The sequence below is a fragment of the Flavobacterium sp. 9R genome (assembly GCF_902506345.1).
Lineage (GTDB): Bacteria > Bacteroidota > Bacteroidia > Flavobacteriales > Flavobacteriaceae > Flavobacterium.
This window is the reverse complement of the sequence record NZ_LR733413.1, coordinates 1,927,084-1,939,975: the sequence shown is the minus strand read 5'-3', so window position 1 is coordinate 1,939,975 and position 12,892 is coordinate 1,927,084. Positions and strand designations below refer to the sequence as shown.

At 35.2% G+C, this 12,892-nt stretch carries 23 protein-coding genes; all 23 read left to right on the top strand.

The window, feature by feature from the left end; translation table 11 throughout:
- The 23 genes from fusA to secY all read left to right on the top strand — a co-directional run bounded on the left by fusA (position 1) and on the right by secY (position 12,889).
- The gene (gene fusA / locus FLAVO9AF_RS08665; RefSeq protein ID WP_159687111.1) at positions 1-2,157 is read left to right on the top strand and encodes an elongation factor G; all 2,157 of its coding nucleotides are present in this window, start codon (positions 1-3) and stop codon (positions 2,155-2,157) included.
- A gap of 11 nt (positions 2,158-2,168) precedes the next feature.
- Positions 2,169-2,474: a 30S ribosomal protein S10 gene (rpsJ, locus tag FLAVO9AF_RS08660; protein ID WP_007803605.1), complete on the top strand. Its 306-nt coding sequence runs from the start codon at positions 2,169-2,171 to the stop codon at positions 2,472-2,474.
- 154 nt (positions 2,475-2,628) lie between these two features.
- Entirely contained in the window at positions 2,629-3,246 is a 618-nt protein-coding gene (rplC, locus tag FLAVO9AF_RS08655; RefSeq protein WP_024981507.1) for a 50S ribosomal protein L3, read from the top strand.
- Positions 3,246-3,875 (top strand): 50S ribosomal protein L4, encoded by a 630-nt coding sequence (rplD, locus tag FLAVO9AF_RS08650; RefSeq protein ID WP_159687109.1) that lies wholly within the window; start codon positions 3,246-3,248, stop codon positions 3,873-3,875. Before rplC ends, rplD begins: the two co-directional genes overlap by 1 nt.
- A gap of 6 nt (positions 3,876-3,881) precedes the next feature.
- Complete coding sequence (gene rplW, locus FLAVO9AF_RS08645) at positions 3,882-4,172, top strand: 50S ribosomal protein L23 (protein ID WP_064716180.1); 291 nt, start codon at positions 3,882-3,884, stop codon at positions 4,170-4,172.
- A gap of 6 nt (positions 4,173-4,178) precedes the next feature.
- Positions 4,179-5,003, top strand: a complete 825-nt coding sequence (rplB, locus tag FLAVO9AF_RS08640) for a 50S ribosomal protein L2 (RefSeq protein WP_159687107.1) — start codon at positions 4,179-4,181, stop codon at positions 5,001-5,003.
- A gap of 6 nt (positions 5,004-5,009) precedes the next feature.
- Positions 5,010-5,288, top strand: a complete 279-nt coding sequence (gene rpsS / locus FLAVO9AF_RS08635; protein ID WP_024981511.1) for a 30S ribosomal protein S19 — start codon at positions 5,010-5,012, stop codon at positions 5,286-5,288.
- Positions 5,289-5,294: 6 nt separating this feature from the next.
- Entirely contained in the window at positions 5,295-5,708 is a 414-nt protein-coding gene (gene rplV / locus FLAVO9AF_RS08630) for a 50S ribosomal protein L22 (protein ID WP_024981512.1), read from the top strand.
- A gap of 5 nt (positions 5,709-5,713) precedes the next feature.
- Complete coding sequence (gene rpsC / locus FLAVO9AF_RS08625; RefSeq protein WP_024981513.1) at positions 5,714-6,466, top strand: 30S ribosomal protein S3; 753 nt, start codon at positions 5,714-5,716, stop codon at positions 6,464-6,466.
- Positions 6,467-6,485: 19 nt separating this feature from the next.
- On the top strand, positions 6,486-6,911 hold the full coding sequence (rplP, locus tag FLAVO9AF_RS08620; RefSeq protein ID WP_017495016.1) for a 50S ribosomal protein L16: 426 nt from the start codon (positions 6,486-6,488) through the stop codon (positions 6,909-6,911).
- 13 nt (positions 6,912-6,924) lie between these two features.
- On the top strand, positions 6,925-7,116 hold the full coding sequence (rpmC, locus tag FLAVO9AF_RS08615; protein ID WP_159687104.1) for a 50S ribosomal protein L29: 192 nt from the start codon (positions 6,925-6,927) through the stop codon (positions 7,114-7,116).
- Between the two features lie 17 nt (positions 7,117-7,133).
- Positions 7,134-7,391 carry a 30S ribosomal protein S17 gene (gene rpsQ, locus FLAVO9AF_RS08610; RefSeq protein ID WP_159687102.1) on the top strand — a complete coding sequence of 86 codons (258 nt, stop codon included), beginning with the start codon at positions 7,134-7,136 and terminating at the stop codon, positions 7,389-7,391.
- 2 nt (positions 7,392-7,393) lie between these two features.
- Positions 7,394-7,762, top strand: a complete 369-nt coding sequence (gene rplN / locus FLAVO9AF_RS08605) for a 50S ribosomal protein L14 (RefSeq protein ID WP_007803649.1) — start codon at positions 7,394-7,396, stop codon at positions 7,760-7,762.
- Between the two features lie 11 nt (positions 7,763-7,773).
- Positions 7,774-8,088, top strand: a complete 315-nt coding sequence (gene rplX / locus FLAVO9AF_RS08600) for a 50S ribosomal protein L24 (RefSeq protein WP_026727873.1) — start codon at positions 7,774-7,776, stop codon at positions 8,086-8,088.
- Positions 8,089-8,090: 2 nt separating this feature from the next.
- On the top strand, positions 8,091-8,642 hold the full coding sequence (rplE, locus tag FLAVO9AF_RS08595; protein ID WP_064716178.1) for a 50S ribosomal protein L5: 552 nt from the start codon (positions 8,091-8,093) through the stop codon (positions 8,640-8,642).
- Positions 8,643-8,645: 3 nt separating this feature from the next.
- A complete protein-coding gene (gene rpsN / locus FLAVO9AF_RS08590) occupies positions 8,646-8,915 on the top strand; it encodes a 30S ribosomal protein S14 (RefSeq protein ID WP_026707007.1) in 270 nt (89 codons plus the stop codon).
- A gap of 102 nt (positions 8,916-9,017) precedes the next feature.
- Positions 9,018-9,416 carry a 30S ribosomal protein S8 gene (gene rpsH / locus FLAVO9AF_RS08585; protein WP_064716177.1) on the top strand — a complete coding sequence of 133 codons (399 nt, stop codon included), beginning with the start codon at positions 9,018-9,020 and terminating at the stop codon, positions 9,414-9,416.
- Between the two features lie 19 nt (positions 9,417-9,435).
- The gene (gene rplF, locus FLAVO9AF_RS08580) at positions 9,436-9,978 is read left to right on the top strand and encodes a 50S ribosomal protein L6 (protein ID WP_064716176.1); all 543 of its coding nucleotides are present in this window, start codon (positions 9,436-9,438) and stop codon (positions 9,976-9,978) included.
- 11 nt (positions 9,979-9,989) lie between these two features.
- Complete coding sequence (gene rplR / locus FLAVO9AF_RS08575) at positions 9,990-10,340, top strand: 50S ribosomal protein L18 (protein ID WP_064716175.1); 351 nt, start codon at positions 9,990-9,992, stop codon at positions 10,338-10,340.
- A 6-nt stretch (positions 10,341-10,346) separates the two neighbouring features.
- Entirely contained in the window at positions 10,347-10,871 is a 525-nt protein-coding gene (gene rpsE / locus FLAVO9AF_RS08570; RefSeq protein ID WP_064716174.1) for a 30S ribosomal protein S5, read from the top strand.
- Between the two features lie 11 nt (positions 10,872-10,882).
- Positions 10,883-11,065, top strand: a complete 183-nt coding sequence (gene rpmD, locus FLAVO9AF_RS08565) for a 50S ribosomal protein L30 (protein ID WP_024981523.1) — start codon at positions 10,883-10,885, stop codon at positions 11,063-11,065.
- 11 nt (positions 11,066-11,076) lie between these two features.
- Entirely contained in the window at positions 11,077-11,529 is a 453-nt protein-coding gene (gene rplO, locus FLAVO9AF_RS08560; protein ID WP_159687099.1) for a 50S ribosomal protein L15, read from the top strand.
- A gap of 13 nt (positions 11,530-11,542) precedes the next feature.
- The gene (gene secY / locus FLAVO9AF_RS08555; protein ID WP_159687096.1) at positions 11,543-12,889 is read left to right on the top strand and encodes a preprotein translocase subunit SecY; all 1,347 of its coding nucleotides are present in this window, start codon (positions 11,543-11,545) and stop codon (positions 12,887-12,889) included.
- The last annotated feature ends 3 nt before the right edge of the window (positions 12,890-12,892 follow it).

Here is a 12,892-nt window from a genome sequence, read left to right as displayed (position 1 = left end):
ATGGCTAGAGATCTTAAATTTACAAGAAATATTGGAATTGCTGCTCATATTGATGCTGGTAAAACAACAACAACTGAGCGTATATTATTCTATACTGGAAAATCACACAAAATTGGTGAAGTACACGATGGTGCTGCAACAATGGACTGGATGGCGCAAGAGCAAGAAAGAGGTATTACTATTACTTCTGCTGCTACAACTTGTGAATGGAATTTTCCAACTGAGCAAGGTAAAATTTTACCAGAATCTAAACCTTATCACTTCAACATTATCGATACTCCTGGTCACGTTGACTTTACAGTAGAGGTAAATCGTTCGTTGCGTGTACTAGATGGATTAGTTTTCTTGTTTAGTGCAGTTGATGGTGTTGAGCCACAATCTGAGACTAACTGGAGATTAGCAGATCAGTACCGTGTACCTCGTATGGGGTTTGTTAATAAAATGGACCGTCAAGGATCTAATTTCTTAGCAGTTTGTCAGCAAGTACGTGATATGTTGAAATCTAACGCGGTAGCGATTACTTTGCCAATTGGTGAAGAAAATGATTTCAAAGGAGTGGTTGATTTGGTTAAAAATCAAGCTATTGTTTGGCATGATGCTACTCAAGGTGCTACTTTTGATATTATCGATATCCCTGCGGATATGGTTGATGAAGTAAAAGAGTACAGAGATATTCTTATTGAAGCGGTTGCTGATTACGATGAAAACTTGCTTGATAAATACATGGAAGATCCTGATTCTATTACAGAAGAAGAGATTAACAATGCGTTAAGAGCTGCGACTATGGATATGGCTATCATTCCTATGATTGCTGGTTCATCTTTCAAAAATAAAGGAGTTCAATTTATGTTGGATGCAGTATGTAAATACTTGCCATCTCCAATGGATAAAGAAGGAATCTCTGGTATTCATCCAGATGATGCAGAATTGCTTGAAGAGGATCAAACTCAAATCTTGCGTAAGCCAGATGTAAAAGAGCCTTTCGCTGCGTTAGCGTTTAAAATTGCAACTGACCCATTCGTAGGTCGTTTAGCGTTCTTCCGTGCATACTCTGGAAGATTAGATGCTGGTTCTTATGTTTTGAATACACGTTCTGGTAACAAAGAGAGAATTTCTCGTATCTACCAAATGCATGCTAACAAGCAAAACCCAATCGAATATATCGAGGCAGGTGATATTGGGGCAGCTGTTGGATTTAAAGATATCAAAACTGGAGATACATTGTGTGATGAAAAACACCCAATTATTCTTGAGTCAATGAAATTCCCAGCACCAGTAATTGGTATTGCTATTGAGCCAAAAACTAAAGCTGACGTAGATAAAATGGGTATGGCTTTGGCTAAATTAGCTGAAGAAGATCCAACGTTTACTGTTAGAACTGATGAGGCTTCAGGGCAAACTATTATCTCAGGTATGGGTGAGTTGCACTTGGATATCCTTGTAGATCGTATGAAACGTGAATTCAAAGTTGAGGTAAATCAAGGTGAGCCTCAGGTTGAATATAAAGAAGCGTTTACTAAATCTGCACAACATAGAGAAACTTACAAAAAACAATCTGGTGGTCGTGGTAAATTCGGTGATATCGTATTTAGAGTTGAGCCTGCAGATGAAGTTGATGGAAAAGTTCCTGTTGGATTGCAGTTTGTTAATGAGGTAAAAGGAGGAAACGTTCCAAAAGAATATATTCCTTCTGTAGAAAAAGGTTTCCGTGAAGCTATGAAAACTGGTCCTTTAGCAGGTTATCAGGTGGATAGTTTGAAAGTGACTTTATTAGATGGATCTTTCCACCCTGTAGATTCTGATGCTCTTTCTTTTGAATTGGCAGCTAGAATGGGTTATAGAGAAGTTGCTAAAGCTGCTGGTGCTATCATTCTTGAGCCTATTATGAAAATGGAAGTTATTACGCCAGAAGAAAACATGGGAGATATCGTTGGTGATATTAACCGTCGTAGAGGTCAGGTAAATGACATGGGTGATAGAAATGGTGCAAAAACTATTAAGGCAGATGTTCCATTATCAGAAATGTTTGGATATGTTACAACTTTAAGAACTTTATCTTCAGGTCGTGCAACATCTACAATGGAATTTTCACACTACGCTGAAACACCTTCTAATATTTCAGAAGCAGTTATCAAAAAAGCAAAAGGAAACGCATAATCTTTAAGAAAATGAGTCAAAAAATCAGAATAAAATTGAAATCTTACGATCATATGTTGGTGGATAAATCTGCTGAAAAGATTGTGAAAACAGTAAAAACTACTGGTGCTGTGGTAACTGGTCCAATTCCATTGCCAACACACAAAAAATTATTTACAGTATTGCGTTCTCCGCACGTAAATAAGAAAGCAAGAGAGCAGTTTGAAGTAATGTCATATAAGAGATTAATTGATATTTATTCTTCTTCATCTAAAACAATTGATGCTTTAATGAAATTAGAATTGCCTAGTGGAGTTGAAGTTGAAATCAAAGTTTAAGTAGTTCTAGAGTATTTAAGAACGCTGTTTTTAGGCAAAAAAATATTTTTTGGATTGTGTGTAAATAAGTTATACCTTTGCACCCACAAAAAAAATAGAATTTGCTTAAAAGCTGCGTTCTATATTTATATTTAATAATTAATAATTAATATTTATGTCTGGGTTAATTGGTAGAAAAATCGGCATGACTAGTATTTTCGATGAAAACGGGAAAAATATTCCTTGTACGGTAATCGAAGCTGGACCATGCGTTGTTACCCAAGTCAGAACCAAAGAGGTTGACGGGTATGAAGCGTTGCAACTTGGTTTCGATGACAAAAACGAGAAACATTCCACGAAAGCGGCTTTAGGTCACTTTAAAAAAGCGGGAACTGTTGCTAAGAAAAAAGTCGTTGAATTTCAAGATTTTGCAACTGAACAAAAATTAGGAGATCTTATCGATGTTTCTATTTTTGAAGAAGGAGAATTTGTGGATGTACAAGGTGTGTCTAAAGGTAAAGGTTTTCAAGGGGTTGTGAAACGTCACGGTTTTGGTGGTGTTGGTCAAGCAACTCATGGTCAACATAACCGTTTAAGAGCGCCAGGTTCTGTAGGAGCTTCTTCTTATCCATCTAGAGTATTCAAAGGAATGCGTATGGCTGGAAGAATGGGAGGAGAAAATGTAAAAGTTCAAAACCTTAGAGTTTTAAAAGTAGTTTCTGATAAGAACTTACTAGTTATTAAAGGATGTGTTCCTGGGCATAACAACTCTTATGTAATCATTCAGAAGTAATGGAAGTAAAAGTATTAGATTTCAACGGAAAAGATACTGGAAGAAAAGTTCAACTTTCTGATTCAGTATTCGCAATTGAACCAAATAATCACGCAGTATACCTTGATGTTAAGCAATATCTTGCTAATCAAAGACAAGGAACGCACAAAGCTAAAGAAAGAGCTGAAGTAGCAGGAAGTACTCGTAAGATTAAAAAACAAAAAGGAACTGGTACTGCTCGTGCGGGTAGTGCAAAAAATCCATTGTTTAAAGGTGGTGGAACTGTTTTCGGGCCAAGACCAAGAAGTTATTCATTTAAATTGAATAAAAACTTAAAAAGATTGGCTAGAAAATCTGCTTTCTCTATTAAAGCTAAAGAATCAAACATCATTGTTTTGGAAGACTTTAATTTTGAAACGCCAAGCACTAAAAATTTCATTAATGTTTTGAAAGCTTTAGAGTTAGAAAATAAAAAATCACTATTTATATTGGGTGATACCAATAAAAATGTATATTTGTCGTCACGTAATTTAAAGGCGTCTAATGTTGTAAGTAGTTCAGAATTAAGTACTTACGCTATTTTAAATGCTAATAATTTAGTGCTTTTGGAGAGTTCTTTGGAAGTAATTGAAGATAATTTAAGTAAATAATAGGATATGAGCATCATAATTAAACCTATAGTAACGGAAAAAGTAACCAAAGAAAGTGAAGTTTTGAACCGTTTTGGATTCGAAGTTAACAGAAAAGCAAACAAAGTTGAAATTAAGAAAGCTGTAGAGGCTGCTTACGGAGTAAACGTTGTTAGTGTTAACACTATGAATGTAAGACCAGACAGAACTACAAAATACACTAAAAGTGGTTTAATCAGTGGAAAGACAAATGCAATTAAAAAAGCAATTGTACAAGTACAAGAAGGAGAAACAATTGATTTTTACAACAATATCTAAGATAAAATGTCAGTAAGAAAATTAAAACCTATTACCCCAGGTCAGCGATTTAGAGTTGTGAATGGTTATGACGCTATTACAACTGATAAGCCGGAACGCTCTTTGATAGCGCCGATAAAAAACTCTGGAGGTAGAAATAGTCAAGGAAAGATGACCATGCGTTATACGGGTGGTGGTCACAAGCAGAGATATCGTATTATCGATTTTAAACGTACAAAAGAAGGAATTCCTGCTACGGTAAAATCTATAGAATATGATCCAAATCGTACTGCTTTTATCGCTTTATTAGCTTATGCTGATGGTGAGAAAACTTATGTTATCGCTCAAAATGGTTTGAAAGTTGGTCAGAAAGTAGTTTCTGGTGCAGATTCTCAACCTGAAATTGGTAACACTTTACCTTTAAGTAGAGTTCCACTTGGAACTGTAATTTCTTGTATTGAATTGAGACCAGGTCAAGGAGCTGTAATCGCTCGTTCTGCTGGAACATTTGCTCAATTAATGGCAAGAGATGGAAAATATGCAACTATAAAAATGCCATCAGGTGAAACAAGATTGATTTTGTTAACGTGTTCGGCTACTATAGGTGCAGTTTCTAATTCAGATCATCAATTAGTTGTATCAGGAAAAGCTGGTAGAACAAGATGGTTAGGAAGAAGACCTAGAACAAGACCTGTTGCAATGAACCCTGTTGATCACCCAATGGGTGGTGGAGAAGGACGTTCTTCTGGTGGACATCCACGTTCAAGAAATGGAATACCAGCTAAAGGTTATAGAACACGTTCTAAGAAAAACCCGAGTAACAAGTATATCGTAGAACGTAGAAAGAAATAATAAGATATGGCACGTTCATTAAAAAAAGGACCTTTCGTTCATTATAAGTTAGAAAAGAAAGTTGAAGAAAACATCGCAGGTGGAAACAAAGGAGTAGTTAAGACTTGGTCTAGAGCTTCTATGATTACTCCAGACTTTGTTGGACAAACTATCGCAGTTCATAACGGTCGTCAATTTGTACCTGTTTACGTTACTGAAAACATGGTAGGACATAAATTAGGAGAATTTTCACCAACTAGATCTTTTAGAGGTCATGCTGGAGCAAAAAATAAAGGTAAAAAATAAGAAGCAATGGGAGTTCGTAAAAGAGAAACAGCAGATGCGAGAAAAGAGGCTAATAAGTCTATTGCTTTCGCGAAGTTAAATAACTGCCCTACTTCACCTAGAAAAATGCGCTTAGTAGCAGATCTAGTAAGAGGTCAGAAGGTAGAAAGAGCACTTAACATATTAAGATTTAGTTCTAAAGAAGCTTCAAGAAAATTAGAAAAACTATTATTATCTGCAATCAACAACTGGGAGCAAAAAAATAGTGAAGCTAGTTTAGAAGAAGCTGGTTTATTTGTTAAGGAAATCCGTGTAGATGGTGGAATGATGTTGAAAAGACTTCGTCCAGCTCCACAAGGAAGAGCACACAGAATAAGAAAACGTTCAAATCACGTGACAATCGTGTTGGGAGCTATCAATAACACACAAAGCAATTCTTAAGCAGCATGGGACAAAAGACAAATCCAATTGGAAATAGACTTGGTATCATCAGAGGATGGGACTCAAACTGGTATGGTGGAAATGATTACGGTGATAAATTAGCCGAAGATCACAAAATCAGAAAGTATGTTCATGCTCGTTTATCAAAAGCTAGTGTATCAAAAGTAATCATCGAGAGAACTTTGAAACTTGTAACCGTTACTATCACTACTGCTAGACCTGGTATTATTATCGGTAAAGGTGGACAAGAGGTAGATAAGTTAAAAGAAGAACTTAAGAAAATTACTGACAAAGAGGTTCAAATTAACATCTTTGAAATTAAAAGACCTGAACTTGACGCGTATCTAGTTGCTACAAGCATCTGTCGTCAAATTGAAAGCAGAATTTCTTACAGACGTGCTATTAAAATGGCTATCGCAGCCTCTATGCGTATGAATGCTGAAGGAATTAAAGTTTTAATCTCTGGTCGTTTGAATGGTGCTGAGATGGCACGTTCAGAAGGTTTCAAAGAAGGTAGAATTCCTCTATCAACTTTCAGAGCTGATATTGATTATGCACTTGCAGAAGCTCATACTACATATGGTAGAATGGGAATTAAAGTGTGGATCATGAAAGGTGAAGTTTACGGAAAGAGAGATCTTTCTCCGCTTGCTGGTATGGATAAAAAACAAGCTGGTGGTAAAGGAGGAGATTCATCTAGAGGAGACAGAAAACCTTTCAACAAAGGTGGAAAACCAGACGCTCGTAAAAGAAAGTAAATTTTTAAACTAAAGAAAAATGTTACAGCCTAAAAGAACAAAGTATCGTAAGGTACAAAAGGGTAAAATGAAAGGGAATTCTCAAAGAGGACATGAACTTTCAAATGGAATGTTTGGTATTAAATCTGTACATGAAGATGGAATGTTCTTAACCTCTCGTCAAATCGAAGCTGCACGTATCGCTGCAACTCGTTATATGAAAAGAGAAGGACAATTATGGATTAAAATATTTCCAGACAAACCAATCACTAAGAAGCCTCTTGAGGTACGTATGGGTAAAGGTAAAGGTGCCGTTGAATATTGGGCAGCTGTAGTTAAACCTGGAAGAATTATGTTCGAAGTTGGAGGAGTTCCTTTGTCAGTTGCTAAAGAGGCGTTACGTCTAGCAGCTCAAAAGCTTCCAGTTAAAACTAAATTCGTTGTTGCAAGAGATTTCGAAGCATAATCTATATTATATTATGAAACAATCAGAAATAAAAGATCTTTCTGCAGCGGAGTTGCAAGAAAAACTAAGTCAAACTAAAAAGGTTTATGCCGATTTAAAAATGGCTCACGCTATTTCTCCGATCGAAAATCCACTTCAAATAAGAAGTGTACGTAGAGCGGTTGCTAGATTAGCTACAGAACTTACTAAAAGAGAGTTACAATAATTGTAATCTGCTGAAAGATGGAAAAAAGAAATTTAAGAAAAGAAAGAATTGGTGTGGTTACTTCAAACAAAATGGATAAGTCTATTGTTGTTGCTCAAGTAACTAAAGTAAAGCACCCATTATACGGTAAGTTCGTGTTGAAAACAAAGAAATTTGTTGCACACGACGAAACAAACGACTGTAACATTGGAGATACTGTAAGAATTAGCGAAACGCGTCCTTTGAGTAAATCAAAATGTTGGAGATTAGTTGAAATCATTGAAAGAGCTAAATAATTATGGTACAACAAGAATCAAGACTAAAAGTAGCAGATAACACAGGAGCTAAAGAAGTTTTAACTATCCGTGTTTTAGGAGGTACCAAAAGAAGGTATGCCTCTGTTGGTGACAAGATTGTAGTTTCTATCAAAGATGCAACTCCAAACGGAAACGTAAAAAAAGGAGCTGTTTCAACTGCAGTTGTTGTACGTACCAAAAAAGAAGTAAGAAGAGCAGATGGTTCATACATCAGATTCGATGACAATGCATGTGTATTGTTAAACGCAGCTGGTGAAATGAGAGGAACTCGTGTTTTTGGTCCGGTAGCAAGAGAACTTCGTGAAAAACAATTCATGAAAATTGTATCATTAGCACCAGAAGTGCTTTAATTCGTTATAAGATGATAAAGCTAAAAATAAAATCAGGAGATATCGTAAGAGTAATTGCTGGAGACCATAAAGGTGCTGAAGGTAAAGTATTACGTGTTTACCGTGAGAAAAACAAAGCGATTGTTGAAGGTGTAAACATGGTTTCTAAACACACGAAGCCAAGTGCTAAAAACCCTCAAGGTGGTATTGTAAAAAAGGAAGCTTCTATACAAATTTCTAACATTGCTCTTATAGATCCTAAAACTAAGGAAACTACAAGAGTAGGTATTAGAGTAGAAGGAGATAAGAAAGTAAGATTTTCAAAAAAATCTAATCAAGTACTATAGTAATGGCATATATACCTAGACTAAAAGAAGAATATAAGAGCAGAGTTATTGCTGCTCTTAAAGAAGAGTTCGGTTACTCAAATATAATGGAAGTTCCAAAATTGGAAAAAATTGTTTTGAGTAAAGGAGTTGGTGCAGCAGTATCTGATAAAAAACTAATTGACTATGCAGTTGAGGAGTTGACTAAGATTACTGGACAAAAAGCAGTAGCTACTATTTCTAAGAAAGACGTTGCGTCTTTTAAACTTAGAAAAGGGATGCCTATTGGTGCAAAAGTGACTTTACGTGGAGAAAGAATGTATGAGTTTTTAGATAGACTTATTACTTCATCTTTACCTCGTGTAAGAGACTTCAGTGGTATTAAATCTACAGGTTTTGACGGAAGAGGAAATTATAACTTAGGAGTTTTAGAGCAAATCATTTTCCCAGAAATTGATATTGATAAAGTAAACAAAATATCTGGTATGGATATTTCCTTTGTTACTTCTGCAAAAACAGATAAAGAAGCAAAGTCATTGTTGGCTGAATTAGGTTTACCTTTTAAAAAGAATTAAGATATGGCTAAAGAATCAATGAAAGCCCGTGAGGTGAAAAGAGAAAAAACGGTAGCTAAGTATGCTGAGAAAAGAAAAGCTTTGTTAGAAGCTGGAGATTTCGTAGGTTTGCAAAAATTACCGAAAAATGCTTCACCAGTTCGTTTGCACAATCGTTGTAAATTAACAGGTAGACCAAGAGGGTATATGCGTCAATTCGGTATTTCACGTGTTACATTCCGTGAAATGGCTAACAATGGATTGATACCAGGTGTTAAAAAAGCATCTTGGTAGAAAAATAATATTCAGACGTGAGTAATCACGTCTGTTTTTTCACATTTATAAACTGGTTTCAGGTTCGAATAGTTCGAAAACCGTTACCGCAAATTAATACATATGTATACAGATCCAATTGCAGATTATTTGACGAGAGTTAGAAACGCTGTGGCTGCAAACCACAAAGTTGTTGAAATTCCGGCTTCTAATCTAAAAAAAGAAATAACTAAGATCTTATTCGATCAAGGTTACATCTTAAGTTACAAATTTGAGAACAACACCGTTCAGGGTTCTATCAAAATTGCTTTGAAGTACGATAAAGTTACTAAAGAGCCTGTAATTAAAGATATCCAAAGAATTAGTAAACCAGGTTTACGTAAATACGCAGGTGCTTCTAAATTGCCTAGAATCCTTAATGGATTAGGAATTGCTATTGTTTCTACATCAAAAGGTTTGATGACTGGAAAACAAGCTAAGCAATTGAATGTTGGAGGAGAAGTAATTTGTTACGTATACTAATTTTTAAAGACTAGATAAGATGTCAAGAATAGGTAAAAGTCCAATTGTAATCCCTGCCGGAGTAACTGTTGAAGTTAAAGATGGTATTATTACTGTAAAAGGAAAAAATGGTCAACTAACACAGGAATTCTCAGATGTTACTGTAAAAGTTGAAGACGGTCAAGTTACAATTGAAAGATCGTCTGATCACAAAGACCAAAGAGCAAAACACGGTTTATACCGTTCTTTAATCAATAATATGATTGTTGGTGTAAGTGAAGGTTTTACTAAATCTTTAGAATTGGTTGGAGTTGGTTATAGAGCTTCAAATCAAGGACAAAAACTAGATTTAGCCTTAGGTTTTTCTCATAATATTATTTTAGAAATCGCTCCAGAGGTAACTTTGGAAACTATTTCTGAAAAAGGAAAGAACCCAATTGTTAAGTTAACTTCTTTTGACAAACAACTTTTAGGACAAGTTGCTGCCAAAATTAGAGGTTTCCGTAAACCAGAGCCTTACAAAGGTAAAGGGGTTAAATTTGTAGGTGAAGTATTAAGAAGAAAAGCAGGTAAATCAGCTTAAAAAATAAGATTATGTCATTAACAAAACCTGAAAGAAGACAGAGAATTAGATTCAGAATTAGAAAAACGATTAGTGGTTCAGCTACTAAACCGAGACTATCTGTTTTTAGAAGTAACAAAGAAATTTATGCTCAATTAATTGATGATGTAAATGGTGTTACTTTGTTAGCTGCCTCTTCAAGAGAAAAAGAAATAGGAAAAGGTACGAATATTGAAGTAGCAACTGCAGTTGGTAAATTAGTTGCAGAGAAAGCTTTGAAAGCTGGTATTGAAACAGTAACTTTCGACAGAGGAGGTTATTTATATCATGGTCGTATTAAATCATTAGCAGAAGGCGCAAGAGCGGCTGGGCTTAAATTCTAATATAGTATGTCTAATAAGTACAAGAATATAGAGTTAGTAAAACCAAGTGGTCTTGAATTAAAAGATCGTTTGGTAAGTGTAAATCGTGTTACTAAGGTTACAAAAGGTGGTAGAGCTTTTGGTTTTTCTGCTATTGTAGTTGTAGGTGATGAAAACGGTGTAGTTGGACACGGATTAGGTAAATCTAAAGATGTTTCTGAAGCTATTGCAAAAGCAGTAGAAGATGCTAAGAAAAATTTAGTTAGAATTCCTTTGAATGGTCAATCTGTTCCTCACGAACAAAAAGGTAAATTTGGTGGTGCACGTGTATTTTTAATTCCTGCCTCTCATGGTACTGGAGTTATTGCTGGTGGAGCTGTTCGTTCAGTTCTTGAATCAGTAGGAATTCATGATGTATTATCAAAATCTCAAGGGTCATCAAATCCTCATAATGTTGTAAAAGCTACTTTTGATGCTTTATTACAAATGAGAAGCGCTCATACAGTTGCAAGACAAAGAGGGGTTTCTTTAGAGAAAGTTTTTAAAGGTTAATTTAAGAAATTATGGCTAAATTATTAGTAAAACAAGTACGTAGCAAAATCAACTGTCCTCTTACTCAAAAAAGAGGATTAGAAGCTTTGGGTTTACGTAAAATGGGACAAGTTGTAGAGCATGATTCTAATCCTGCTATCCTTGGGATGATAAATAAAGTTAAACACTTAGTTTCTGTAGAAGAAATTAAATAACAAATACTGGTATGAATTTAAGTAATTTACAACCTGCTGAGGGTTCTACACACAATCAAAATAAGAGATTAGGTAGAGGTGAAGGTTCTGGTAAAGGTGGTACTTCTGCAAGAGGTCACAAAGGAGCTAAATCTCGTTCTGGTTATTCTAAAAAGATTGGTTTTGAAGGTGGTCAAATGCCGCTGCAAAGACGTGTTCCTAAGTTTGGTTTCACAAACATCAATCGTAAAGAATACGAAGGTGTTAATTTAGATACACTTCAATTATTGGTTGATAATGGTGTTGTAACTGATACTGTTGATATGACAGTTTATGTTGCGAATCGTTTGGCTACCAAAAATGAAATCGTTAAGATTTTAGGAAGAGGTGAATTGAAAGCGAAATTAAAGGTATCTGCTCACAAATTTACTGCTACTGCAAAAGCTGCTATTGAAGCTGCTGGAGGTGAAGCTGTAACATTATAATTTTTCAATAAAGATGAAGAAATTTTTTGAATCATTAAGTAATGTTTGGAAGATTGAGGAACTAAAAAATAGAATCCTAGTAACTCTAGGACTTCTTTTAGTTTATCGATTTGGTGCCCATGTAACACTTCCTGGAATTGATGCTACTCAATTGACTGGTTTGGCTGGTCAAACAAAAGAAGGTATCGGTTCTATCTTGGATATGTTTACAGGTGGTGCTTTTTCTAAAGCGTCTGTTTTCGCATTAGGAATTATGCCGTATATTTCTGCTTCTATTGTAGTACAGTTAATGGGAATTGCTATTCCTTATTTGCAAAAGCTACAAAGTGATGGAGAAAGCGGTAGAAAAAAAATCAATCAGATTACCCGTTGGTTAACTATTGGTATCACCTTAGTACAAGGGCCAACTTACATCTACAATCTTTACAGAACATTACCAAGTAATGCCTTTTTGTTAGGGTTTAATTCTTTTGAATTCTTATTTTCTTCTGTAGTTATCTTAGTTACAGGTACAATTTTTGCAATGTGGTTAGGTGAAAAAATTACTGATAAAGGTATCGGTAATGGTATTTCTCTACTTATTATGGTAGGGATTTTAGCTAGATTCCCACAAGCATTTATTCAAGAGTTTACAACAAGAGTAACCAATAATAATGGTGGTTTAATGCTTTTAGTTATTGAAGTTATCATTTGGATGTTGGTTATTATTTCTTGTGTGTTACTTGTAATGGCGGTAAGAAAAATTCCTGTTCAGTATGCAAGACGTACTACATCAGGTGATTTTGAACAAGATATGCTTGGTGGTAACAGACAATGGATTCCATTGAAGTTGAATGCTTCAGGTGTAATGCCAATTATCTTTGCTCAAGCTATTATGTTTATTCCAGCAGCTGTTGCTGGTTTATCCAAATCAGAAACTTCGCAAACAATTGTTAGTGCTTTTAGTGACATCTTTGGTTTTTGGTATAATTTTGTATTTGCTAGCTTAATAGTTATCTTTACATTTTTTTACACCGCAATCACAGTACCAACTAATAAGATGTCTGATGATTTGAAAAGAAGCGGAGGTTTCATTCCAGGAGTAAGACCTGGTGCAGAAACATCTGATTATCTTGATAAAGTGATGTCTTTAATTACTTTCCCAGGGTCTTTATTTCTTGCTTTAATCGCTGTGTTCCCAGCAATTGTCGTAAGTCTTATGGATGTACAACAATCTTGGGCAATGTTTTTTGGAGGTACTTCATTAATCATTATGGTTGGTGTTGCTATTGACACAATGCAGCAAATTAACTCATACTTGTTGAATAAACACTATGATGGTTTGATGAAGAGTGGTAAAAATAGAAAAGCAGTAGCTTAATTT

What these genes read in the sequence shown, in the direction of transcription:
- fusA (WP_159687111.1), top strand. Translation starts at nt 1, where the DNA reads ATGGCTAGAGATCTTAAATTTACAAGAAATATTGGAATTGCTGCTCAT.
- rpsJ (WP_007803605.1), top strand. Translation starts at nt 2,169, where the DNA reads ATGAGTCAAAAAATCAGAATAAAATTGAAATCTTACGATCATATGTTG.
- rplC (WP_024981507.1), top strand. Translation starts at nt 2,629, where the DNA reads ATGTCTGGGTTAATTGGTAGAAAAATCGGCATGACTAGTATTTTCGAT.
- rplD (WP_159687109.1), top strand. Translation starts at nt 3,246, where the DNA reads ATGGAAGTAAAAGTATTAGATTTCAACGGAAAAGATACTGGAAGAAAA.
- rplW (WP_064716180.1), top strand. Translation starts at nt 3,882, where the DNA reads ATGAGCATCATAATTAAACCTATAGTAACGGAAAAAGTAACCAAAGAA.
- rplB (WP_159687107.1), top strand. Translation starts at nt 4,179, where the DNA reads ATGTCAGTAAGAAAATTAAAACCTATTACCCCAGGTCAGCGATTTAGA.
- rpsS (WP_024981511.1), top strand. Translation starts at nt 5,010, where the DNA reads ATGGCACGTTCATTAAAAAAAGGACCTTTCGTTCATTATAAGTTAGAA.
- rplV (WP_024981512.1), top strand. Translation starts at nt 5,295, where the DNA reads ATGGGAGTTCGTAAAAGAGAAACAGCAGATGCGAGAAAAGAGGCTAAT.
- rpsC (WP_024981513.1), top strand. Translation starts at nt 5,714, where the DNA reads ATGGGACAAAAGACAAATCCAATTGGAAATAGACTTGGTATCATCAGA.
- rplP (WP_017495016.1), top strand. Translation starts at nt 6,486, where the DNA reads ATGTTACAGCCTAAAAGAACAAAGTATCGTAAGGTACAAAAGGGTAAA.
- rpmC (WP_159687104.1), top strand. Translation starts at nt 6,925, where the DNA reads ATGAAACAATCAGAAATAAAAGATCTTTCTGCAGCGGAGTTGCAAGAA.
- rpsQ (WP_159687102.1), top strand. Translation starts at nt 7,134, where the DNA reads ATGGAAAAAAGAAATTTAAGAAAAGAAAGAATTGGTGTGGTTACTTCA.
- rplN (WP_007803649.1), top strand. Translation starts at nt 7,394, where the DNA reads ATGGTACAACAAGAATCAAGACTAAAAGTAGCAGATAACACAGGAGCT.
- rplX (WP_026727873.1), top strand. Translation starts at nt 7,774, where the DNA reads ATGATAAAGCTAAAAATAAAATCAGGAGATATCGTAAGAGTAATTGCT.
- rplE (WP_064716178.1), top strand. Translation starts at nt 8,091, where the DNA reads ATGGCATATATACCTAGACTAAAAGAAGAATATAAGAGCAGAGTTATT.
- rpsN (WP_026707007.1), top strand. Translation starts at nt 8,646, where the DNA reads ATGGCTAAAGAATCAATGAAAGCCCGTGAGGTGAAAAGAGAAAAAACG.
- rpsH (WP_064716177.1), top strand. Translation starts at nt 9,018, where the DNA reads ATGTATACAGATCCAATTGCAGATTATTTGACGAGAGTTAGAAACGCT.
- rplF (WP_064716176.1), top strand. Translation starts at nt 9,436, where the DNA reads ATGTCAAGAATAGGTAAAAGTCCAATTGTAATCCCTGCCGGAGTAACT.
- rplR (WP_064716175.1), top strand. Translation starts at nt 9,990, where the DNA reads ATGTCATTAACAAAACCTGAAAGAAGACAGAGAATTAGATTCAGAATT.
- rpsE (WP_064716174.1), top strand. Translation starts at nt 10,347, where the DNA reads ATGTCTAATAAGTACAAGAATATAGAGTTAGTAAAACCAAGTGGTCTT.
- rpmD (WP_024981523.1), top strand. Translation starts at nt 10,883, where the DNA reads ATGGCTAAATTATTAGTAAAACAAGTACGTAGCAAAATCAACTGTCCT.
- rplO (WP_159687099.1), top strand. Translation starts at nt 11,077, where the DNA reads ATGAATTTAAGTAATTTACAACCTGCTGAGGGTTCTACACACAATCAA.
- secY (WP_159687096.1), top strand. Translation starts at nt 11,543, where the DNA reads ATGAAGAAATTTTTTGAATCATTAAGTAATGTTTGGAAGATTGAGGAA.